The organism is Nitrosomonas ureae, assembly GCF_001455205.1.
In the GTDB taxonomy this organism is placed as follows: domain Bacteria; phylum Pseudomonadota; class Gammaproteobacteria; order Burkholderiales; family Nitrosomonadaceae; genus Nitrosomonas; species Nitrosomonas ureae.
This window is the reverse complement of the sequence record NZ_CP013341.1, coordinates 806,836-827,975: the sequence shown is the minus strand read 5'-3', so window position 1 is coordinate 827,975 and position 21,140 is coordinate 806,836. Positions and strand designations below refer to the sequence as shown.

15 protein-coding genes and 1 pseudogene are annotated in these 21,140 nt (G+C 45.1%); 10 read left to right on the top strand and 6 right to left on the bottom strand.

The features are described from left to right. The first annotated feature begins 202 nt into the window (after positions 1 to 202). Positions 203 to 766, top strand: coding sequence for an SGNH/GDSL hydrolase family protein (locus ATY38_RS03925; RefSeq protein ID WP_062558155.1), 564 nt, complete (start codon positions 203 to 205; stop codon positions 764 to 766). Beyond that, positions 763 to 1,821: a non-hydrolyzing UDP-N-acetylglucosamine 2-epimerase gene (gene wecB, locus ATY38_RS03920; RefSeq protein ID WP_062558154.1), complete on the top strand. Its 1,059-nt coding sequence runs from the start codon at positions 763 to 765 to the stop codon at positions 1,819 to 1,821. The genes ATY38_RS03925 and wecB overlap by 4 nt, the downstream gene beginning before the upstream one ends. A gap of 163 nt (positions 1,822 to 1,984) precedes the next feature. Here wecB and ATY38_RS03915 read toward each other — a convergent pair whose 3' ends face one another. Further along, a complete protein-coding gene (locus ATY38_RS03915) occupies positions 1,985 to 3,877 on the bottom strand; it encodes a heparinase II/III family protein (protein WP_062558153.1) in 1,893 nt (630 codons plus the stop codon). A 7-nt stretch (positions 3,878 to 3,884) separates the two neighbouring features. Beyond that, positions 3,885 to 5,003, bottom strand: coding sequence for a radical SAM protein (locus ATY38_RS03910; RefSeq protein ID WP_158441756.1), 1,119 nt, complete (start codon positions 5,001 to 5,003; stop codon positions 3,885 to 3,887). Between the two features lie 310 nt (positions 5,004 to 5,313). Here ATY38_RS03910 and ATY38_RS03905 point away from each other — a divergent pair, with 310 nt between their 5' ends. Both ATY38_RS03905 and olsF read left to right on the top strand, forming a co-directional pair. Next, positions 5,314 to 6,288: a Gfo/Idh/MocA family protein gene (locus ATY38_RS03905; protein WP_062558151.1), complete on the top strand. Its 975-nt coding sequence runs from the start codon at positions 5,314 to 5,316 to the stop codon at positions 6,286 to 6,288. A 301-nt stretch (positions 6,289 to 6,589) separates the two neighbouring features. Beyond that, positions 6,590 to 8,347 (top strand): bifunctional ornithine lipid synthase OlsF, encoded by a 1,758-nt coding sequence (olsF, locus tag ATY38_RS03900; RefSeq protein ID WP_062558150.1) that lies wholly within the window; start codon positions 6,590 to 6,592, stop codon positions 8,345 to 8,347. A gap of 148 nt (positions 8,348 to 8,495) precedes the next feature. Here the strand turns inward: olsF and ATY38_RS03895 are convergent, their stop codons facing one another. Together ATY38_RS03895 and prmB are read right to left on the bottom strand one after the other, a co-directional pair. Then, on the bottom strand, positions 8,496 to 9,494 hold the full coding sequence (locus tag ATY38_RS03895) for a sulfate ABC transporter substrate-binding protein (protein WP_062558149.1): 999 nt from the start codon (positions 9,492 to 9,494) through the stop codon (positions 8,496 to 8,498). A gap of 948 nt (positions 9,495 to 10,442) precedes the next feature. Further along, positions 10,443 to 11,339 (bottom strand): 50S ribosomal protein L3 N(5)-glutamine methyltransferase, encoded by an 897-nt coding sequence (gene prmB / locus ATY38_RS03890; RefSeq protein WP_062558148.1) that lies wholly within the window; start codon positions 11,337 to 11,339, stop codon positions 10,443 to 10,445. A 140-nt stretch (positions 11,340 to 11,479) separates the two neighbouring features. On the opposite strand from prmB, the gene tadA reads away from it, so the two are divergent. The 6 genes and pseudogenes from tadA to ATY38_RS17020 form a co-directional block, all read left to right on the top strand. After that, positions 11,480 to 11,965 (top strand): tRNA adenosine(34) deaminase TadA, encoded by a 486-nt coding sequence (tadA, locus tag ATY38_RS03885; RefSeq protein ID WP_062558147.1) that lies wholly within the window; start codon positions 11,480 to 11,482, stop codon positions 11,963 to 11,965. Next, positions 11,955 to 12,434, top strand: a complete 480-nt coding sequence (locus ATY38_RS03880) for a L,D-transpeptidase (protein ID WP_062558146.1) — start codon at positions 11,955 to 11,957, stop codon at positions 12,432 to 12,434. Before tadA ends, ATY38_RS03880 begins: the two co-directional genes overlap by 11 nt. 58 nt (positions 12,435 to 12,492) lie before the next feature. Beyond that, entirely contained in the window at positions 12,493 to 14,154 is a 1,662-nt protein-coding gene (locus tag ATY38_RS03875; RefSeq protein WP_062558145.1) for a FecR domain-containing protein, read from the top strand. Then, entirely contained in the window at positions 14,151 to 17,036 is a 2,886-nt protein-coding gene (locus ATY38_RS03870; protein ID WP_062558144.1) for an EAL domain-containing protein, read from the top strand. The genes ATY38_RS03875 and ATY38_RS03870 overlap by 4 nt, the downstream gene beginning before the upstream one ends. Positions 17,037 to 17,213: 177 nt before the next feature. Then, a complete protein-coding gene (ilvA, locus tag ATY38_RS03865; RefSeq protein WP_062558143.1) occupies positions 17,214 to 18,725 on the top strand; it encodes a threonine ammonia-lyase, biosynthetic in 1,512 nt (503 codons plus the stop codon). Between the two features lie 85 nt (positions 18,726 to 18,810). Continuing rightward, positions 18,811 to 18,990, top strand: a pseudogene (locus ATY38_RS17020) (transposase); the annotation flags it as partial. A 244-nt stretch (positions 18,991 to 19,234) separates the two neighbouring features. On the opposite strand, the gene ATY38_RS03855 reads toward ATY38_RS17020, so the two are convergent. Together ATY38_RS03855 and ATY38_RS03850 are read right to left on the bottom strand one after the other, a co-directional pair. Further along, a complete protein-coding gene (locus ATY38_RS03855; protein ID WP_062558141.1) occupies positions 19,235 to 19,831 on the bottom strand; it encodes a YiiX/YebB-like N1pC/P60 family cysteine hydrolase in 597 nt (198 codons plus the stop codon). A 667-nt stretch (positions 19,832 to 20,498) separates the two neighbouring features. Further along, a complete protein-coding gene (locus ATY38_RS03850; protein ID WP_143023475.1) occupies positions 20,499 to 21,128 on the bottom strand; it encodes a hypothetical protein in 630 nt (209 codons plus the stop codon). Between the last annotated feature and the right edge of the window lie 12 nt (positions 21,129 to 21,140).

The window sequence follows — 21,140 nt, the reverse complement described above, 5'->3', positions numbered from 1 at the left end:
TGATTGGAAGAATCCTGCAAAGCAAAAAATTAATGAAAACAAATCTATACCTATTCACCCGAAAGCCAAGAAATTTTTCCCTTCCAGAGAAAGGTGGATGTCAAATTTATGTATTCGCCTTCTCGTCATTTTTTCAGATACTCATCAACAATTAAGTCCATTGCAATCTTGGTAAGTATTAGATAATTAGGGAAAATGTAATATGCATTATCAGAATCTGCTGTGCATTGGGGATAGTCAAACCTTTGGTGCGCGGACTTATGGGTGCTATCCGTTATATCTGGCTCAAATGCTCACGCAACAAACGCCTTATCAATGGCGTACGATTAATCGAAGCGTTAATGGATATACAGCGCGGGATTTATGGTTTCTGCTCAGCAATGAAATTGAATTCATCAGTGATACTTATCAAATATGCGTGCTCATAGGTACTAACGATGTGGGAAATGAAACACCTCTGGAGCTTTTTGAAGAATATTACCGGCAGATTGTCCGAGCATTTTTGATCAAGAAGTACAAGGCCATATTTTGCGGTGAAATCCCCCCCATTTTTCCCGATGGCCATATTTTCTTCCGCAAGGAAACAGTAGAGCGGCGCAATCAATATAATGATGCAATCAGAAAAATCTCAACCGAAAATAAAAGAATTCATTACACGCCGATTAACGGATTAAATCGCGACTGTTACGTGGATTCCGTTCATTTCAATGAGCTGGGAAATCAAGTTGTCGCGGAAGCTTTTGCCAAAGCCATTCTAGAGCGATGAAGATCGGGATTGTCATTGGCACTCGTCCCGAGGTCATGAAAAATTATGCCATCGTCAAGGCGCTACGCGAAGCAAATCTGGATTTTGTCGTTCTACATACCAATCAGCATCAGGATCCACTGCTTCGAGAGGTGGTATTTGCCAAAATGGGTTATATACCGGATTTTATCTATCCCTACCCTTACAGTATTGGAGCGGCAATTGATTGGGTATGCAAAATTATTCGCACGCAGAAAATTGATCTGATCTTGGTTAACGGGGACACTGCGGCGTCAATTGTGGGTGCCGTTGCCGCTGTTTATTCTGATGTGGGATTGGCGCATGTCGAGGCGGGTCTGCGGGCTTATGATAATCGCATGTATGAAGAGCGCAACCGCATCATGGTCGATAGTGCGGCACATTATTTGTTTACCTATACGCAACATCATGCTGAATATTTGAAAAAAATTCCGGATTTGCGTGGCCGGATTTTCAATGTCGGCAATACCACGATAGATTTGATTCATGATTTTTCTGCCGAATTGGTTAAGCCGCGTACCGATGCGTATGCATACATTACCCTGCATCGCAAGGAATTTACCGACAGCCGTACAAGAATGGTTGATGTCTTTACAACCCTCAACACATTGGCTGATGAGTTTGATGCAATGATTTTTCCAATGCATCCGCGGACACGGGCGGCTATGAAAAATTATGGACTCAGCTTTGATCTTTTGTCGCGCATAACGGTGATTGATCCAGTTGAGCCCTTTGCATCGCTTTCTTACGAGAAATTTGCCTCACTCATCATTACGGACAGTGGCTGCATACAGGAAGAAGCCTACATTTTTGGTGTCCCGTGCGTGACGGTGCGAAATAACACCGAACGGCCCGAAACGATTAAAGCGGGTGCCAATGTGTTGGCCGGTTTCTCTCCTGTAGTAATTCGGGACAAGATATGTTCGCAAAAAATCTTGGGTCAACGGCTGTTTCCACCTGTATATGGCGATCGTGGAGTAGGTAACCGTGTGGTTCAAACTTTGCGCCAGCATTTTATAAGTTGGCGTAATTATTAAGGAAATGCCGAATAATTTGGCGCGCAGAATGAGATGCAAGGCAGGCGCAGCACAGGCAATTATTCAGTGTTTCCTTAGTGGTGTGCGTCAATTTATTTGGCATGACACAAAGCCTTATCGCAATGCCCGAGCTTAACTGTTTATTGAGTTTTCTGACCTGAAATTAAGATTCCGAGCATTTGTTTCGTAACTTATCGATTAAGTTGTCATCAATAGGAAACTGGGTTTGATTTCCTTGCATCGGGGTAATGATCGTCAGGAATTCATGGGGCAAACGAGCGCGAATTTCTGTTTTTAGGGTGTTAAGAGGTTCTCTTGTACCATATTTTCTGGAAATCCAGCCCAAGGGTAATTGCTCGTTCCCACGATACAAACAGGACTTTCCGCCTTTCACGCTAACGAACCATGAGCGGTTCATGCAGTCTATGATGATCCCATCATCCGTCATTTCGACAGGTGCATCAACATGCCAGTGCAGTGCCAGAGTATGTTCGCCCATGCCATCGATACGATCCCATATCGTCCACCTTCCGGATTGGTCATTATAAATCAGTGCCCGCCAGTGTATAACTCCGCTAGCAGAATAGCCATCATGACTGGCCAGAAGTACCGTGTTGCCGTCAAGATTTTCACTGTGCCATATTAATTTTGCGGTGTATGCGCTTAGCCAGCCAAATGCGGTTTTCTCGTTTTGCAATGCTTGATCCGTATCATCCACCGCAATTGTGTTGTGGGCGGATGTGCCGCGAAAGTAACGCCTGAAACGCGCATTTCCGTCATACCGATAGGTGCCTGGGTCGACTAATATCGGCTTGCCGTCCAGATCCCAGCAAACAGACAAAGCGTCGGCATGCCCATGCCCGAACGTACTGGCCAAGCCCAGCTTTCCATGACTGAATCGCATCGCGCCATGATTTGCTGCACCTGGAATTTTCGAGTATCCGGAGGCTGCAAAAATTTGCAGCGAACCGGTTGGTAATTCGGCTGCATGAAAGCCATCTTTCCACGATAGCCGGAGATACGGCGCCAATGCATAGCCATCGTCACTGTCACCTATTGCGGGTAGATTATCGGGTGATGAGGCAAATGCTTGTAAATAACTTTTACCACGCATCCAGGCCTGCTCTATACCGTCAGCTGGGGATCTGCCATGATGTCTTAACAGGCAGGTGACGAGCCCGCATAGATCAACAATCAGCGCCAGATACTGGAAGGATTGTTCGCGATTTCCTCCATCCGGCAGAATTTGGAGATTCGCTTCCTGCTCCATGATGGTTAAACCAACAGCCAGCCATTCTTCTGCGTCGGGTAGTTCGGGAAAGAGAATGCCGGCGTAAACGAGTCCCGCGCACTCTCCGAGAGTATGATTTCCGGTATACGAATAGAGGCAAAGTCTCCGTCGAATGAAATAAGCGTGACTATGCACAAGATACACCAGTCCCTGCCAGACTTGCGGATTGATTTTTTCATTTCTTATCTGATCAAATGCATGGCAGACACTGATTAATCTGAGCGCGCATTCCATAGTGGAAATATAATTTACTCCCTTCAGCCATGGATTTGCATCGATCCATGACAACATTATTTTTTCCATGTATTGGGCAGCTTGGCGTTTGATGCGGAGATCATTTGTTAGATTGCTGATCAGGCCAAGAATGACCAAATTTTGCAACCGGGAACGGGCCCAAGCAAGTTGAATGTCCCCGATCGGATTACCCGGGGCAATAGGGATTCGTGCAAAGAATTTGATGGGCCAGGAGCGCCCGGTATCAGGTGCTTTGTGCCAACACAGATCGTCGACAGAAACTGTCAGATTTGCTTGATTCGAAATAATGCACGCTTTCTGGTCATTTTTTGTAATAAAATTAGATGGTTCAAGGTCTTCATAAAACCAGGGAAGTTGCGGTAGACAAGGTGATTTATTGTGGCAAAACGCATAGTTCTCCGGATTGATCCTCTTGTTAAAAGGTAAGCCATAACCTGTACATAGCTTAATCCACATGACAACAAGCGATGCCCGTCTGCGGATACGGTATAAAAATTCACCGAGGTTCATTTCTGACTCAGTTTATCTTTTTAGGCAATTCACCCGGCTTGCGAATTTTTGCCGCATTCATAATCCATGCCGGATTACACACTTTTTTCCCGGGTATGGGGGTTACGTCCGCCTCGCCATAGATATCGTGATAATGCCGATAAAGGTAATCGCATACCTTTTCATACGCGCACTTTTTGCAGCTTCTGGTTTTTATTCTATCCTTGAATACATAGAATCGGCTGATTGCGGCAGTGCATACGGCCTTGAAACCGTATCGGGCAACAAAAGGAAGGTACGGTATTTTTAGGATGCCGGGTATCAGGCAAAGCCAAGTAATCAAACTGCCTTTTCTGATCCGGAAGCTTGTGAAATTATCCCATTCGTCCGGATCAAAGGTCATTTGATCCATGTTCGTCACATATTGCTCATAGCCGGGAAGAAAGCAAAAGGGCATGTACCTTACATTGAAATGCGGGAGCTCGGCTTCGCACGATTGGATCGCTTTAATGATCTCTCTGCCGGCATCCGCGTAATTGACATACACTTCTTTGACAATATCGATATTCTTTGCCTGCAGGACCGGATTGAACATCACAAAATTGATGTTATCGACTTTCTTTCTAATGAGCAGCCGCATGATTTCAGTCAGATGCATAAAATTCGTCTTGCACACCACGGTGTTAGTGCGCACCCTCAAACCAAATTCATTGGCATGATCCATCGCTTGCAGAATATGGTCAAAGCTGCGTGGAACCTTGGTCAGATCATCATGAGTCGGCGCATCATGACCATGGATACTAAACAAAATGTCGTCGATACCTGCAACCACGAGATTGGCGACATAATCTCGCTTGGCTAATCTTATGCCGTTGGTAATCAGGCAGACGATGGAAAAGCCGAGTTCTTTCTTGGCATATGTGATCAATTCGGGCAGATCCTTGCGCAGCGTCACTTCTCCGCCGGTAAACTCTATCTCTTGTATTCCAAGCATTTTCGCTTGTTTGAGCTGTTTTTTCGCTTGCTCTGTAGTCAGCGTGTTTTCATTGGATTTTGTGATGACGGAATCGTAGTAATAGCAAAAAGGGCATTTGGCATTGCATGCATAGCCTAAATTAATCTCGACTTTTTTTGTGTGGTAAAGCACGGTTAGTGGTTCCTCTGTTTTAAAATTAAAAGTAATGAATCGAATTGAACTGAACAGCAATGCAATCCACATCTCAGAGGCTTTTTAAGTTACTGATGCATCAGATTTCAGGTTTTTCCCTGAACCGGATATTATTTTTATGGCTGAGATTATATTCAATTTTCAGCCATAAAAATTATCTCAAATTGAGAACTCATGCTAATCAATAAGATAACATAACATTTTATCTGAATGATATTGCGATAGAATTATCAGCAACGATGGGAAGAAAACCGGATCGTCCCAGTCTTTTAAATAAAGGAGTTTTTTTATGGTTGCATTGGTCCGGTGGGGTATATTGAGCGCGGGACAAATGGCTGGCCGCTTTGCTGTTGATCTCAGGAAGATTCCGGGTACGGAAATTGTTGCTGTGGCTGCACGATCAACCCGGCGAGCGGAGGCATTTGCGTTGAAGCATCGAATTCCCCGTGCGTATGGCTCGTATGAAGCGCTGGCAAGAGATCCGGACATTGACGTTATCTACGTCGCTACAACCCATAATTTCCACAAGAACCATACGCTTCTGTGTCTGGAAAATGGAAAACATGTGCTATGTGAAAAACCATTCGCACTGAACGCGATAGAAGTGCGCCAAATGATTGCTTGTGCAAGCGAGAAACGGCTTTTTCTTATGGAAGCCATGTGGTCGAGATTTAATCCTGCGTATAGGCGGGCGATGCAGTGGATCAAGGAGGGGTTGATCGGGGAAGTTCGGATGCTTAGCGCCGACCTTGGATTCAGGGCAACTTGGGAACCCGAGCGTAGATTATTTAATCCTGAGCTTGCTGGCGGGTCAATACTGGATGTCGGGGTTTATCCGATCGCTTTGGCATCCCATCTTTTTGGTTCCAGACCTGCGGAAATTCAAGCGTCAGCATCCCTCGGTGCAACGGGTGTCGACGAGCAGGCCGGTATCATGCTGCAATATCCACAAGGGCAGCTTGCTTTGCTATCAAGCGCCATTCAAACACGCACACCGCATAATGCTTTTATTATGGGTACCCAGGGAATGATTTGGATGCCAATGTTCTGGCGTGCCCGCCTGGCTGTTCTCTGGCGTTCAAGAAAATTGCCTCGCATCGCTTGGGGTAGAGCGGGATATCAATACGAAGCTGCTGAAGTCAGTCAATGCATTCGGGAGGGTAAGGTGGAAAGCCCAACAATGACTCTTGCCGAATCGCTAGCTATGATGGAAACGATGGATCAGATCAGGGAGAAAATTGGCTTGCAATATCCTGGCGAATGATTGCAGGTAAATACAATTCGGCCAATTGGTTATCAGCATTAGAAGAATCATCGATTGGCTTACTATTGCGTACTGCAGGGGAACCAAAATACCTTTATTTTTGCCAATCGTACTTTTGATCGCTGTGCTGAGAATCTCGAATGGTTAAGCATTAGTTTTATGATTGACAAAATGGAACACATTCCTCTAGCGGGCTGAGTGCATGATGCAGTGTACCTTGATTATTAACCGATTGTCATCGTCGCGTCACATTACCTGGTTATCCTATAAAGCATCCAATTTCTGAAACGGAGCCGGGATTATGCTGGATGTGGATGCAATACTGAAAGACTATTTTCAGCATGCAAATGAAATCAATGATAAACCGCTGATGAAAGCCGCTTCTTCAATATTGAAGAAATTGCTGCATCAGGAGGAGATCAATCGTTTTATTGCAACACACCGGCATTTGGAAGGATTGGAGTTTAACGATGCGGTGCTGGAGCATTTTAATTTTTCGTTTCAGGTATCCAGCAAAGATCGTGCGCGCATTCCGGATCAGCGTCGGGTGTTGATCGTTGCCAATCATCCGCTAGGCTCTTTGGACGGACTGGCGTTGTTGAAGTTGGTATCGGAGATCCGTACCGATGTAAAAATTATTGCAACGACCTTGCTAAACTGCATTGATCCACTGCAAAGCTTGTTTCTGTCCGTGGATAATTTGTCCCAATCCACCACTCATCGCGATAGCATGGGTCAGATCATCAAGGCATTGGAATCTGAGCAGGCGGTGATCTTGTTTCCTACCGGAGAGGTGTCGCGCATTTCTCCTCTAGGGATTCGTGATGGCAGATGGAATACCGTATTTTTGTCCTTAGCCAGGAAAACCAAGGCGCCCATTGTGCCGGTTTATATCGGCGGCAAGAATTCCACCCTTTTTTACGGCTTATCGAGTATTTACAAACCCCTCGGGACGATGATGCTGGTTAACGAAATGTTCAATAAAAAGGGCGGTGAGATTTTGTTTCGTGTCGGCAAGCCGATTCCTTGGGAATCGATTGCGGCGATGAATTTGTCCAAGAAAGCGGCGGCAAAGCTGATGCGCAAGCAAGTCTATTGGCTCGGGAAAAAGAAGAAAAAGGAATTATTCAAGCCGATCGAAAATATCATCCATCCTGTCCGTACCAAATTGATCCGGAAGGAGTTGAAATCATCGCAACTGATTGGCAAAACTCAGGATGGTAAGCATATTTATTTATTTGATTATATGCCCAATTCCAGTGTGATGCGGGAAATAGGGCGATTGCGTGAATTATCGTTCCGTCAGGTACAGGAAGGCACCGGCAATGCGTTGGATATCGATAGTTACGACCGTTATTACCGTCACCTGATTCTATGGGACGAAGACGAACTGGAAATCATTGGTTCCTATCGCATCGGTGAAGCGGTACAGATTCTTAAAGCGCGGGGGGAAACAGGTTTATATACGCATAGCCTGTTTGAATTTAACCCGATTTTAATGCCTTATCTCGAACAGGCGATCGAGTTAGGGCGCAGCTTCATTCAACCCAGATATCAGGGAAAACGGAGTCTGGATTACCTCTGGTACGGCGTTGGTGCTTATCTGTATCAGCATCCGGAGATTCGCTATCTGGTTGGGCCGGTTTCGATGAGTACCGCTCTACCGCAGCCTGCGCAAAAGATGATTGCCAGTTTTTATACAGAGCTTTTTGGCAATGACATGCAGCTTGCACTGCCAAGACTATCATTTGAATTTGATACGGTAGTTGAATTTGGGCCATTCAGACAGGTTGCAAACGAAGTGGAATACAGGCAGGCGTATGTAAAGTTCAAAGAGAAAATGGATGCACTCGGTGTGAAAATTCCGGTTTTGTATAAGCAGTATGTGGAGCTGTGCGAGCCGGGCGGTTGCGAGTTTCTGGGGTTTAATATCGACCCAAAATTTTCAAATTGTGTGGATGCCTTAATTCTGGTGCATATTGATGCCATTAAGCAAAAGAAACATCAGCGCTATATCGAAAGTCATGCCGGAGTTGTGCAAAATCTTCATTCGGCCTAATCCTGCACAAGCCGCTCATCGAATAAAGCTTCTTGAGCAATGTAGACCGGATCATGGATTCATTAAGTTCCGGAATATGAATGCGACCATTACAGTTGATGTTTTTAACAAGATAAGCTCCGGCATTATTGTTGATTAAATATCTTAGCTACTGCAAATAGATTTGATCAAATGTACCGCCATCGGAGAAGTGAGTTTTGTGTGTCGACTTCCAGTCGCCAAAGGCATCATTGATATTGAATAATTCTATTTTGGGAAACTGTGCTGCATATTTTTCAGCGACTCTGGCATCGGTGGGCCTGAAAAAATGCTTAGCAGCGATTTCTTGCCCTGCATCGGAATAGAGATACTGGAGATAGGCTTCGGCAGCATCCCGTGTACCTTTTTTATCGACAATTTTGTCGATTAATGCCACAGTGGGTTCAGCGAGAATACTCAGAGAGGGGATGACAATTTCAAATTTTTCCTCGCCGTATTCTTTCAGTACTTGAAAGGCTTCATTTTCCCAGGAGATCAAAACGTCTCCCGTTTCACGCTCTACGAACGAAGCGGTAGAACCCCGTGTGCTGGAATCCAATACTGCAACATTCCGATAAATAGTGCTGACGAAATCTTTCGCTTTATCTTCGCCATAGCGTCTTTTGCCATATTCCCAAGCTGCCAGATAGTTCCATTGCGCTCCACCGGATGTTTTCGGGTTTGGTGTAATGACCGATACATCCGGATGTGCCAGGTCTGCCCAATCCTTAATTCCCTTCGGATTGCCTTTGCGTACCAGAAAAATTATGGTCGACGTATAGGGTGTACTGTTATAACTTAGGCGTTTTTGCCAATCTTCCGGTAATAACTGGGTTTTTTCTGCGATTGCGTTGATATCATTGGCTAAGGCCAACGATACGATATCGGCTTCCAATCCTTCAATAACGGAGCGGGCTTGCTTGCCGGAACCGCCGTGAGATTGCTTGATAGTGATGGTTTCATTGGTTTTTGCTTGCCAGTGTCGGGCAAATTCCTGATTAAATTCTTGATATAACTCCCGAGTCGGATCGTAAGAAACATTGAGTAAGATTTTTTCCGCCATTGCGATATTGCTGATCAGAAAACCTACTGCCAAGAAACTTATGGTTAGCCGTGTTTTGATGTTCATGATTGTTCCTTACATACAAATTGCAAAAATTTATAACAGATTGACTCAGGTTATTTGCCGGTATTGCTGTTGATATCGGTTAAAAGTTGACCAGCTGTGCTGGTGGGAAAAGACCGGACTGGATAAGTGCGTAGCATACTATGCGGCTGTGGGTAAGTCGATCGGACGGGTATGGATTTTTCTTTCCATCATGTTGTAGTAATATCGGTATTGGATTAAGCACAAAAATTAATCGAGTTGTTTATAAGCGGAAGCATTTAAAGAATCCCGTGATTTGTGTGAGAAAATTGTTGCGCGCCATACTCAGGAGAAACGTTAGGTGCCAAAGCTTCTGCGTAGAAGTGCAAATTTCTGCTTTCTGATGTAATCGATTGCTTGCCGGGATATACAGGATCGTTGTGCCAGTAAAATTACTATGGTTACCTCTGGATAGGGCCTGGTGTAAATTCCAGGCCCTATAATCAGCAAAAAAACTTAACAGTTTGTTACGTCGTTAAATTCCTCTTGCCGTTGCATCAATTTCAAAAAGATTCTTTGTAATGACAATTTACTGAGAATCCCCTTGCTTATTGCCATCATAGAGGCTTGGTGGATATTGGCCTGGCTTCGGATCACCGCATCCAGTTAAAAAGAAAGCGAAAATAGTAGCAACAATTAATAGAGAGTATTTCATGTCAATTATCTCCTATAAAATTAAAGATCTATGATATATGAGTTAAGTGAAACAGCTCTTCGGCCATTCAAAAACAAAACGAGAAAGACCGTCTTCTTAATACCAGAATCAAATAACCTTGTCCAGAAAATTTTATAAGAATGGATGCATCAGCCCGGCAAAAATCTGCTTATTAATCTCTAAATAATTGCAAGGAGCAGGGCGTGAAAAATACTGGGTTATTTCATTCTTAATGGGTGCATTACGGCTCAGCAGATGGGGTTGTAATATCCCGGTTACCGGGATAGCTGATCACGCTGCAACAAAAATACAAACTCATCTCCTGCGCTGGTTTCCAACCAAGTAAACGGCAATTCTGAAAAGGCTTGCTCCAATGCTGCCCGATTATGCCCGATCTCAACCACTAGGATTCCGTCGTCAGTCAAATACCGGACGGCTTGTTGCAGAATCTGGCGCGTTGCATCCAGCCCGTCTACGCCACTGGCAAGGGCATTTTCCGGCTCATGCCGATACTCCTGAGGTAATTGCGCCATCGATTCAGCGTTGACGTAGGGCGGATTGCTGATAATCAGGTCGTAACGCTTTTCCTCTAATGCTGAGAACAGATTGGATTCAATCAGGCTAATTCGTTCTTGCAATCCGTAATCCTGTATATTTTTGTGCGCTACGGCAAGCGCATGAACGGAAATGTCGGCGGCCTCAATCGCGGCATTGGGGAAGCTGTGCGCCATTAAAATCGCGAGACAGCCTGAGCCGGTGCAGAGGTCGAGTGCGGAGGCAACAGCATCGGGATCCATGATCCATGGAGATAGTTGTGTTGGTAATAATTCAGCAATGAAAGAACGGGGAATGATAACGCGCTCATCGACATAAAAGCTATATTCCCCAAGCCAGGCTTCATGCGTCAGGTAAGCTGCTGGAATTCTGTCTTTGACACGGGAGTCGATTATTTTCAGTACGTGGTTACATTCATCCGTCGTGACATGCGCATCCAGGAATGATTCCAGCTGATCCAGTGGTAAATATAAGCTTTTCAGAATAAGATACGCCGCTTCATCATACGCATTCGCCGATCCGTGGCCAAAATGCAGGCCGGTCTTGTTGAATTGGCTGATTGCGAAACGTAATAAATCGCGGATGGTGCGCAGTTGTGAGTGAACTTGGGTAGTCATGAGTATTCAAGAAACCGGGAGGCTAAAATGTTCATGTTGAAGCGACGAGAATGGTGATTGCTATGAATAGGAACCGCAATGTAGCATAAAAACCATGATGTGAAGAAATCACACCTGTTAATTATTTTGAATGCGCCTCAATGAATACCCGGACAGATAATTATTTCATGCAAGCTGCTTTGGAATTGGCGCAGAAAGCGCAAGAGTACGGCGAAGTTCCGGTGGGCGCCATAGTAGTGCAGCACGGTGTCATTGTCGGGCGTGGTTATAATCGCCCGATATCTACCGCTGATCCCACTGCACATGCCGAAATCATGGCAATGCGCGATGCCGGTGGCCATATGGCTAATTATCGTTTGCTGGGCTGCACGTTGTATGTCACATTGGAACCATGCGTAATGTGCATCGGCGCGATTTTTCACGCGCGGATCCAGCGTCTGGTCTATGCTGCTGCAGACCCTAAAACCGGTGCCTGCGGCAGTGTTTTGGATTTGCCTGCGGAAACACGATTGAATCATCATTTACTGGTCGATGCCGGGATCATGGCGCCTGAATCCGGTACATTGTTAAGGCAGTTTTTTGCACAAAGACGTCATGCAGCGCAACGGAATATACATGAAAATTAATATCTATATTGCCAAACAAAAAATGGATTTAATGGATGAACAGGGGCAAATCACCCGCCAATACCTGATTTCCACGGCAAAGAACGGCACAGGGCAAAAGAATGGCAGCTTTTGCACGCCACTTGGGAAACATATCATTCGTGCCAAGATTGGAACCGGTCAACCGGTCAATACGGTTTTTGTTAAGCGGCGTCCAACCGGCGAAGTTTATTCACCGAAACTCGCAGTGCAATTTCCTAAACGTGATTGGATTCTGACGCGTATTTTATGGTTATCCGGCTGTGAACCGGGCTTTAACCGCTTCGGTTCGGTGGATACCATGCGCCGTTATATCTACATACATGGCACGCCGGATAGCGTGGAAATGGGCGAGCCCGGATCCATCGGATGCATCCGCATGCGCAATAGTGATTTGGTGGAGCTGTTTGATCAAGTCAGGGCGGGAACACAGGTTGAAATAATGGCATAGAGAATAAATTGATTTTCCCTTAACATTAGGAATAAGCTATTGGCAATAGGGAGGAAAAATGGAATCTCGATTGATCCTGAAAAGATTCGGATTTGCTTACTGCATATATTTATTGATCAGTTTGCTTTTGTTTTCCACACGGGTTGTTGCGGATGAATGGATCTATACTGTGAAGACAGGAGACAATCTCTGGAATATTTCCGAGCAGCACTTGATCAGTACGCGATATGTAGCTCGTTTGCAGCAACTCAATAAAATATCCGATGCCTATGCCATACCTCCCGGCACAAAAATCAAGATACCCGTTGCGTGGTCAAAAATACAAACGAGCGGAGTTTCCGCTCAAGTGATGTATGTACGCGGCCGCGTATGGTTAAAGCGTACCACCGCTGCGGAGATTCCCGCTGAAACAGGAATGCAGCTGAACGTAGGGGATGAAGTTCGCAGTGAGAATGACTCTTTTGTCATCCTTAAGTTCTTGGATAATTCGCAACTTAGATTGCAAGAAAACAGTCAGATTCGCATCAATACAATGAATGTACTCGGTGATTATGGAGCGGCAGATACGCTTATCCAATTGCAACAGGGTCGAACCGAGAATGCTGTGCCACAAGAAAAGCCAGGGATCGGTACCCGCTTTAGGATTAAAACGCCTTCTGCCGTCAGTTCCGTGCGAGGCACTGATTTTCGTGTCGGAATAACACTTAATGATGAGCGTACGAGCAGTGAAGTATTGTCTGGTTTGGTGCAAGTTGTGGGTGAAAAAAAAGAAATTGCGGTTTCAGCGGGTTTTGGAGTGATCACAGCGCTCGGAGCGCCACCAGTCGCGCCAGTAAAACTTTTGCCCGCACCGGATTTGAGTAATACCGCTGTGCTTTATGAACGCTTGCCCCTGGTAATTACATTGGATCCGCTTGCGGGTGCCGCTACTTATCGCGCTCAAATCGCCAGTGATCAAAATTTCCAGAACCTGTGGACTGAGTTTACTACAAACAGACTGCCTTTCCGTGATGGCGATATGCCGGATGGTGATTACTGGTTACGGGTTCGAGGCATTGATGCTGCCGGTATTGAGGGGCATGATGCCACGATAGCCTTCACGCTGAATGCTCGCCCGGAGCCGCCTTTTGTCATTGCGCCATTACCGGAAGGTGTGGTTGATCCGTTTTTGCGCGAATTCCAATGGTCGACTCAGCCGGAAGCAACACACTACCATATTATGATTAGTCAAGATTCCGCATTCGCCACAGTTATTGTTGATAACACGGAGATTACGGACAATACCTTCCGGTTGGCTGATTCCTTACAACCGGGACATTATTTCTGGCGTATTGCCTCGGTTTCCGCGGTTGAAGGCACCGGGCCGTTTACAGATGTCATGTCATTCCGTATGCCTTTTCCAGGGCCAGCGATGGAAGCAACAAAATTCGATAAAACTCGGATGACGTTTGCGTGGCGAGCCGGTGGCAAAGATCAGAGTTTTCATTTTCAGTTAGCGCTCGACAAGGCGTTTAATCAAATTTTATATGATGAGAAAACCTCGGCAACTCAATTAACAGTGGCACGACCTGACGGAGGGCAGTACTTCTTACGTACGAAAACGATCGAAGCTGATGGCTTTGAAGGGCCTTGGGGGCCGCCACAAATAATCGACATCCCTTACGCTAATCCCTATTGGCTGCTGTTGCCGTTCGCGCCGCTGATTGATCTTCTTTTATGATCCAGTGGGTAGACCGCGCGTTTCGCAACACATTTTTTTTGCGTGCGATCCTGCTGATAACAAGCGTCGGATTATTGTCCTTTTTTGCAGTATTGGAACGCATTGACGCGGTTATATATGATCAAATTTCTACGATACAACATTATTCACCCGATGATGATATCGTTATTGTTGCCATTGATGAGGAAAGCATAAAGACGCTAGGACGTTGGCCTTGGTCAAGGAGTGTGCATGCCGAATTAATCAAGCGATTAGAAAGTATTGGCAACCCAGCGGTTGCGTTTGATCTGATATTCTCGGAACCGCAAGCCAACGATCCTGATGCGGATCATTCCCTGGCGTCGGCTATCGCATCCCATGGTAGGGTTATTCTCCCCGTTGTTCCGGTTGATGATAAAAATAGAGATTACGTTTACCTGGTCGAACCACTTCCTATTTACCGCCAGCATGCGCAGCTAGGTCACGTTGATATCGAACTGGATAGCGATGGTATAGCCCGGCGGGTTTTCTTGACAGCCGGTATCGAGGAACCCGAATGGCCTGCATTTGCGCTTGTACTAGCTGCATCGACTCATCAGTACACAATAAATTCGATGAATAGCTTTTCTGATGACCATGTCAAATTTTGGGGACGCTGGGTACGTTCACATGAGGTATTGATTCCTTATGTCGGAAAAACCGGAAGCTTTCAGCAAGTATCTTATGCTCAGGTGCTATTGGATGACCGAGTTTTAGTCAGTTTAAGAAACAAGTTTATTCTGGTTGGAATGACGGCAACCGGAATCGGTACTCGATTTGCTACCCCTGTTTCGCCGCTTAACCGGCAACCGATGAGCGGCGTGGAATGGCATGCCAATGTTCTTTCCATGCTCCTACATAACCGCGCGATACTTCCGATTTCTCATTATTCGACTAGTTTGATCTCTGTGGCGTGGGTACTCGCTATTTTATTCCTATTCAGTATTTTTTCGCGAAACATCACAATGCCATTACTGCTTGTATTAATAGGATGTGGTTTGTGTGCGATATGGATCGTATTGCGATTTCTGCATATCTGGTTTCCACCGGGCGCAGCGCTGGTGGGAACTATAGCGATTTATCCTCTATTGAATTGGCAGCGCATTAATGAATACATGCGGTCACTTTTTGTTGCCAAGGCCGGCTCAAATGCAGCTCTGGAATCTGTAGGGGACGGTGTTATAACAACTGATGCGCACAATCACATTATTTATATGAACAAAGGCGCTGAGCGAATTCTTGGGGTTGCTCTCGAGCAAGCTCAGGGAGTCTCGCTGCTCAAGCTTATGAAACTTAGCAAGATTCATGACAGTGTTATCTTTAATGAGTTGATAGACTCGGAAATACCTTTACCTATATCCGGCATCGATACAATCCAGTGCTATCTAAAAACTTCCAGTGGTGAGAAACGTGCCGTGCGGATTACGCGCCGTATGCTGCGTGATGAACATGAAGCATTGATGGGATTTTTATTTGCGCTGGCTGACATTACCGATACCATTGAATTGACAAAGCAAGTTGCGTATCAAGCAAGCTACGACACATTGACTAATTTGCCAAACCGGGCATTGCTGCTAACGCGATTCAAAGAAATGACATCACTGCCGGAGAAATACGGAAAAATTATTGCTGTATTTTTTGTGAGTTTGGATAATTTTAAAAAAATCAATGATGCATTAGGTCATCGCGCAGGTGACGAGCTGATAAGAATGGTATCACAGCGACTTAACAGCATAATTTCAAATACTAATTTTTTAGCACGCTGGGGAGGCGATGAGTTTGTTCTATTATTTAGTGACTTGCATGATAAAGATAGAGCTTCGCAAAGAGCTCAGGAAACTCTGGATTTAATTGAACATCAATTTCTTCTGCATGGCCAGGAAGTTTTTGTAACTGTCAGTATTGGTATCAGTTTTTTCTCTAAAGATGGGGATGACAATGAAGTTGTTTTAGAACGGGCAAGTACTGCCATGCATCGCATAAAAAACGAAGGCGGGAACAGTTTCGGCTTTTATTCAATGGAATCTTCCGTTGCTTGGACGCGTGATAGGCTTAAACTTGAGAAAGAGTTGCGCATCGCTCTAAATAGTGGTCATTTACAAGTGCTGTATCAACCTATTGTTGATGTTTATCAACAAAACATCGTGCGCATGGAAGCGCTGGTTCGTTGGCCTCATCCGACGCGAGGATACTTGTCACCCAGCGAGTTTATTCCATTGGCGGAAAGCATTGGACTGATGGAACAGCTAGGGAAAGAAGTATTAAAGATCGCATGCCTCGCAGCACATAAGCTAATTCAAATCGGTAAGCCCATTCACGTATCAGTTAATGTGCACCCTCATCAACTGCTGCATGGCAATTTCTTGCCTGCGCTTTCGCGGGTTTTGACTGAAACCGGATTGCCAGCGACTTCACTTACTCTGGAAATTACCGAGAGTGCTGTCGTAAGTGATATGGCACGGGCCTCGGTGATATTGCAGCAAATTAAAACGCTTGGCGCTCTAATTGCACTGGATGATTTTGGTACCGGTTATTCTTCACTGACATTATTGCGTGAATTGCCGATCGATATTCTGAAAATAGATAAGTCCTTTATTCGCGCGCTGGATCAAAATATCAACGATTTAACCATTACGCAGGCGATCATAGGACTGGGCGTTAATCTAGGACTTATGATAGTCGCTGAAGGCGTTGAGTCCGATCGGCAAGCTCGGATTTTGCTGGAAAATCACTGCTACTTACAGCAAGGATACTTTTTTAGTCGCCCCGTCCCGTACGAATCAATTCTACAATTGGTAAATGAAGCGGATTTATCGAACCTGGCTTCGATAAAGCAATTATGTGCTATTGTGAATTTGAAATAATATTATTCACAGCATTGAAAGAATTTTTCAAGGACTGTTCCATGCTGTGCCAAAGATAGTAGCTTTGTTTTTAATAATGGATCGCTGAGCAACAAAACTTATGCCATCCTTGATCGTGATAAAATCCCTTTCCCCGTTCCGGATTAAAATAGTATCCGAATTTATCCACTTCCCGTCATGAAAAACAACTACCTTGAAAGAATACTGACCGCACAGGTTTATGATGTGGCGATCGAAAGTCCGCTGGAGCTTGTCGCCAATTTATCCGCACGCCTCCATAATCAGGTATTGTTGAAGCGGGAGGATCTACAGCAGGTTTTTTCTTTTAAGTTGCGCGGCGCGTATAACAAGATGATCAAACTATCGCCTGCAGTGCGCAATCGCGGCGTGATTGCCGCTTCCGCCGGTAATCACGCGCAGGGGGTGGCATTAGCTGCAAAGAAGCTCAACTGTTCTGCAACCATCGTGATGCCGGTAACGACGCCGCAAATCAAAGTGCATGCGGTCATGGCGTTAGGCGCCGTAGTGGCATTACATGGTGATTCTTATAATGATGCGTATGACCATGCCGTGCAGCTGGCAAAAGTGGAGCAAGCCACATTTGTTCACCCTTACGATGACCCGGATGTCATTGCCGGGCAGGGAACGATCGGTATGGAAATTCTGCGCCAGCATACTGGCGTGATTCATGCCATTTTTGTGCCGATTGGTGGTGGTGGTTTGATCGCCGGAATTGCTGCGTATGTGAAACGCTTGTATCCAAAAATCAAAATCATCGGCGTTGAGCCGGTGGATGCCGATGCCATGTACCGTTCATTGCAGAGTGGTCGTCGTGTCAAGCTGGCACAGGTAGGGTTATTTGCAGATGGCGTGGCGGTAAGGCATGTGGGGAAGGAAACCTTTCGCTTATGCCGCGAATTGGTTGACGAAGTGATACTGGTTGATACCGACGCCATCTGCGCGGCGATCAAGGATGTATTTGAAGATACGCGCACGATTATGGAACCATCCGGAGCGCTGTCGATTGCCGGTATCAAAGCCTACACTGCACGTGAAAAAATTACGCATAAAACCATGGTGGCGATCGCATCCGGCGCCAATATGAATTTTGACCGTTTGCGGCATATTTCCGAGCGCGCGGAAATTGGTGAGCAGCGTGAAGCGGTGATGTCAGTGACGATTCCGGAACAACCTGGCAGTTTCAAGAAGTTCTGTAATTTGCTCGGAGCCAAAAGTATTACCGAGTTTAATTACCGTTATGCCGATCCGAAAGTGGCACATATTTTTGTCGGCGTATCGGTACGCAACCAAGAGGAAACTCGGAAGCTGATCGATGAATTGAAGCAAAGCGGTCTGGCGACCGAAGATCTGAGCGCCAATGAAATGGCCAAACTGCATATCCGGCATCTGGTCGGAGGGCGCGCGCGCGAAGTGAAGAACGAGATTCTATATCGTTTCGAGTTTCCCGATCGTCCCGGCGCATTGATGAATTTCCTGAACAGCATGAGCCATAACTGGAACATCAGCTTGTTCCATTACCGTAATCATGGCGCCGACTATGGCCGCGTGCTGATCGGCATTCAGGTACCTCCCGAAGAAAAAACCGACTTCAAGACTTTTCTGGATCAATTGGGCTATCGTTATTGGGACGAAACTAGAAATCCGGCGTATAAACTATTTCTCGCTTAGGGTCTGTTGACGTTTCAAGGTAAGTATTTAATAGATAGAAACAAACTCGTAATATTGAGGTTCTCACACCACCAAAAAAACGAGTTTGAGATGCCTCAGTTTCACTGATGAATTCTGGTCGAAGCTAGAGAAGATCAGCTTTAAGAAGCGATTTATAACAAGTGTAATCTGCGCATGCCAGTTGAAAGTATGTTGTATCGAATGAGCTGGTTGTCCGTGGAGAGACTTGCCTGAGGCATTTGGATGCTGGATGGAATACTACAAAGATTCACCGGGTGGTTATGGTTGCGGTTTTTCTGGTTGAATTTGAAATTACGAGCGGAGAGGTGAGTGACGGTTCTATAGCCCCGCAGTTGATTGCGAGATTACTTGACGTGCGAACATGTCAACAAACCCTAGAGATTCAAGTCAAGGAGTGCTGAATTAGTCATATTGATTAGATTGCTGAGTAACATTCTCAGCGCAATGTGCCAGAATGGTATTTTATCACGATAAGAATATATGCATTCTCAAGTTATTTGTTCATCATCTGACGAATATATCTTGGTAAATTCATTGCTCGTGTAAAAAGAATCCGCTAGATATGCTTCAGGCGAATTAATAAAACCCAGAATTCTCCTACTCAGTGACTTTATGTTTAAATGTGGATAACAAGAAGCCGTAAATTCGTGGCAATAATATTTTCCAGAGTCTGGTTTAAACTCGAAGTCATATTCAATATTGTCATTAATACATTTTTTTGCGTGTTCTAGTGCCCATTCTTGACCACTGCTAGGTCGAAGTATAATAATTCTATCAGCGCGGCAGAAATCAATAATATCATCCAAAGTTGAACCTTCTGCTATCGAATGCACAATCTTGCCATCGCCTATATAGAGACCACTATGGCTACATTTGCTTTCGCCTACGGGAATTAAATAACCATCTAAGTAATTGACGTAAGAGCGCATAACTACATCGCCCGGCATAACTGCATTCATAATTTTACGAGTATGCCACCCCTTTATTTTGTAACCAGTAGGGTGATAGACAATGAATAGTGCTCCTCTAAATATTTTTATATCTCCAAGAATGGTCAGAAAAAAACGTTTGGTAGTATAAAACATAGGTAAATATCCCACATAAGTTTATAGTGAAATTAGTGTCATCCAAAAATTTCTAAAATGCAACTATCTTGTCAAAGCGACACTTGCACTCTGTCAATCGAAGTTTGTGGGTATCCGTAGGCTATGATCGTTAGTATGTCCAACAGGATAGGGGCAAGGCTAAGTCATCCATGATTTATGGATTGCTGGACTTCCCGATACTTTAAATGTGAGAATCATTAGGGTTATTTACAGATTGAGAATTCCGTATTCTTCGCATTGCGACAACAGGAGCGTTGACTGCTAACAATCATATTGTCTATAGCAATGCCATGAGTATATTATTGTACGATTCTGATGAAGAAGGTGGAGCTGATGCTACTTAGTAGATTTACATCATCATACGTTGACGAGACTGCTCGCTATCTTTTCATAGCAGATGTTTCACAAGAGCCATACATCTTGAGAACCTGCAGATGAGCAATAGATGTATCGCGTTGGTTCGCCGCTTGTTCTCGGAATGCGTAATGGCGGATTCAAGTTTGAAGTACAAATTTATTATGGTACCTTGAGTGAAGGGGTCGAGCTTTTTTATACTAAAATGACACAAAGTTTTAAGTGTTTTTCTGATTAATTTTTAGTAAGAGAGCCCATAAGAAATAATGACTTATTGGCCTTCCTCGGGTATCTATTTACCATTACTTCCCGGTACTGTCGCCCCCTTACCTCCAAACTGATTGAGGGTATCTACAAAGAAGCGTTCGGAGAAGCCGGAAATAAATCCCCATACCATTGCTTTCGCATAATCTTGAGCTCCTTCGGGTCTCCAATATCCCAAAAAATCAGGCAAGGTTTTGCAGTCATTTCCTGCTTGTGCGCAAGCGAATTTGGGAAACAGCTCACCCGTAATTAACCCGCTTGCAAACATACCGTAGATCACTGCGGCTGAAATGATCCCAACTAAGGGTGGAATGGCTGAATAGGCAGCTAAATAAAAATTGGAGCTACGGGGTGCGTATCGATGGTGCGGGAAAATATCATCGAATGCATACAGTCGACGCAGACAGCTAACGAACCCCCCAAGGGCGCCAGATATCGCGACAAACAGGAGAACTGACGATGGGGACTCATCGGAAGGCCCGCGGACGTTTTCAGTCATGTTTAAGGTTGGGTCGGTAAAAATAAATACCGCGCCCAGGCCAAGCATGACAAAAAACGTCGCTGGGAACAACCATAGCACCATGGCGCGATGAGCACCAAGCTGATTATACTGTTTTTTGGGAGCAGCTTCCTGAGTAGGATCCGGTGTTGTGGTCATCGCGCGCACCTC

Coding starts and splice junctions, on each gene's coding strand:
- ATY38_RS03905 (WP_062558151.1), top strand. CDS start 5,314: ATGGTTGCATTGGTCCGGTGGGGTATATTGAGCGCGGGACAAATGGCT.
- ATY38_RS03915 (WP_062558153.1), bottom strand. CDS start 3,877: ATGAACCTCGGTGAATTTTTATACCGTATCCGCAGACGGGCATCGCTT.
- ATY38_RS03875 (WP_062558145.1), top strand. CDS start 12,493: ATGGAATCTCGATTGATCCTGAAAAGATTCGGATTTGCTTACTGCATA.
- wecB (WP_062558154.1), top strand. CDS start 763: ATGAAGATCGGGATTGTCATTGGCACTCGTCCCGAGGTCATGAAAAAT.
- prmB (WP_062558148.1), bottom strand. CDS start 11,339: ATGACTACCCAAGTTCACTCACAACTGCGCACCATCCGCGATTTATTA.
- ilvA (WP_062558143.1), top strand. CDS start 17,214: ATGAAAAACAACTACCTTGAAAGAATACTGACCGCACAGGTTTATGAT.
- ATY38_RS03855 (WP_062558141.1), bottom strand. CDS start 19,831: ATGTTTTATACTACCAAACGTTTTTTTCTGACCATTCTTGGAGATATA.
- tadA (WP_062558147.1), top strand. CDS start 11,480: ATGAATACCCGGACAGATAATTATTTCATGCAAGCTGCTTTGGAATTG.
- ATY38_RS03850 (WP_143023475.1), bottom strand. CDS start 21,128: ATGACCACAACACCGGATCCTACTCAGGAAGCTGCTCCCAAAAAACAG.
- ATY38_RS03870 (WP_062558144.1), top strand. CDS start 14,151: ATGATCCAGTGGGTAGACCGCGCGTTTCGCAACACATTTTTTTTGCGT.
- ATY38_RS03895 (WP_062558149.1), bottom strand. CDS start 9,494: ATGAACATCAAAACACGGCTAACCATAAGTTTCTTGGCAGTAGGTTTT.
- ATY38_RS03880 (WP_062558146.1), top strand. CDS start 11,955: ATGAAAATTAATATCTATATTGCCAAACAAAAAATGGATTTAATGGAT.
- olsF (WP_062558150.1), top strand. CDS start 6,590: ATGCTGGATGTGGATGCAATACTGAAAGACTATTTTCAGCATGCAAAT.
- ATY38_RS03925 (WP_062558155.1), top strand. CDS start 203: ATGCATTATCAGAATCTGCTGTGCATTGGGGATAGTCAAACCTTTGGT.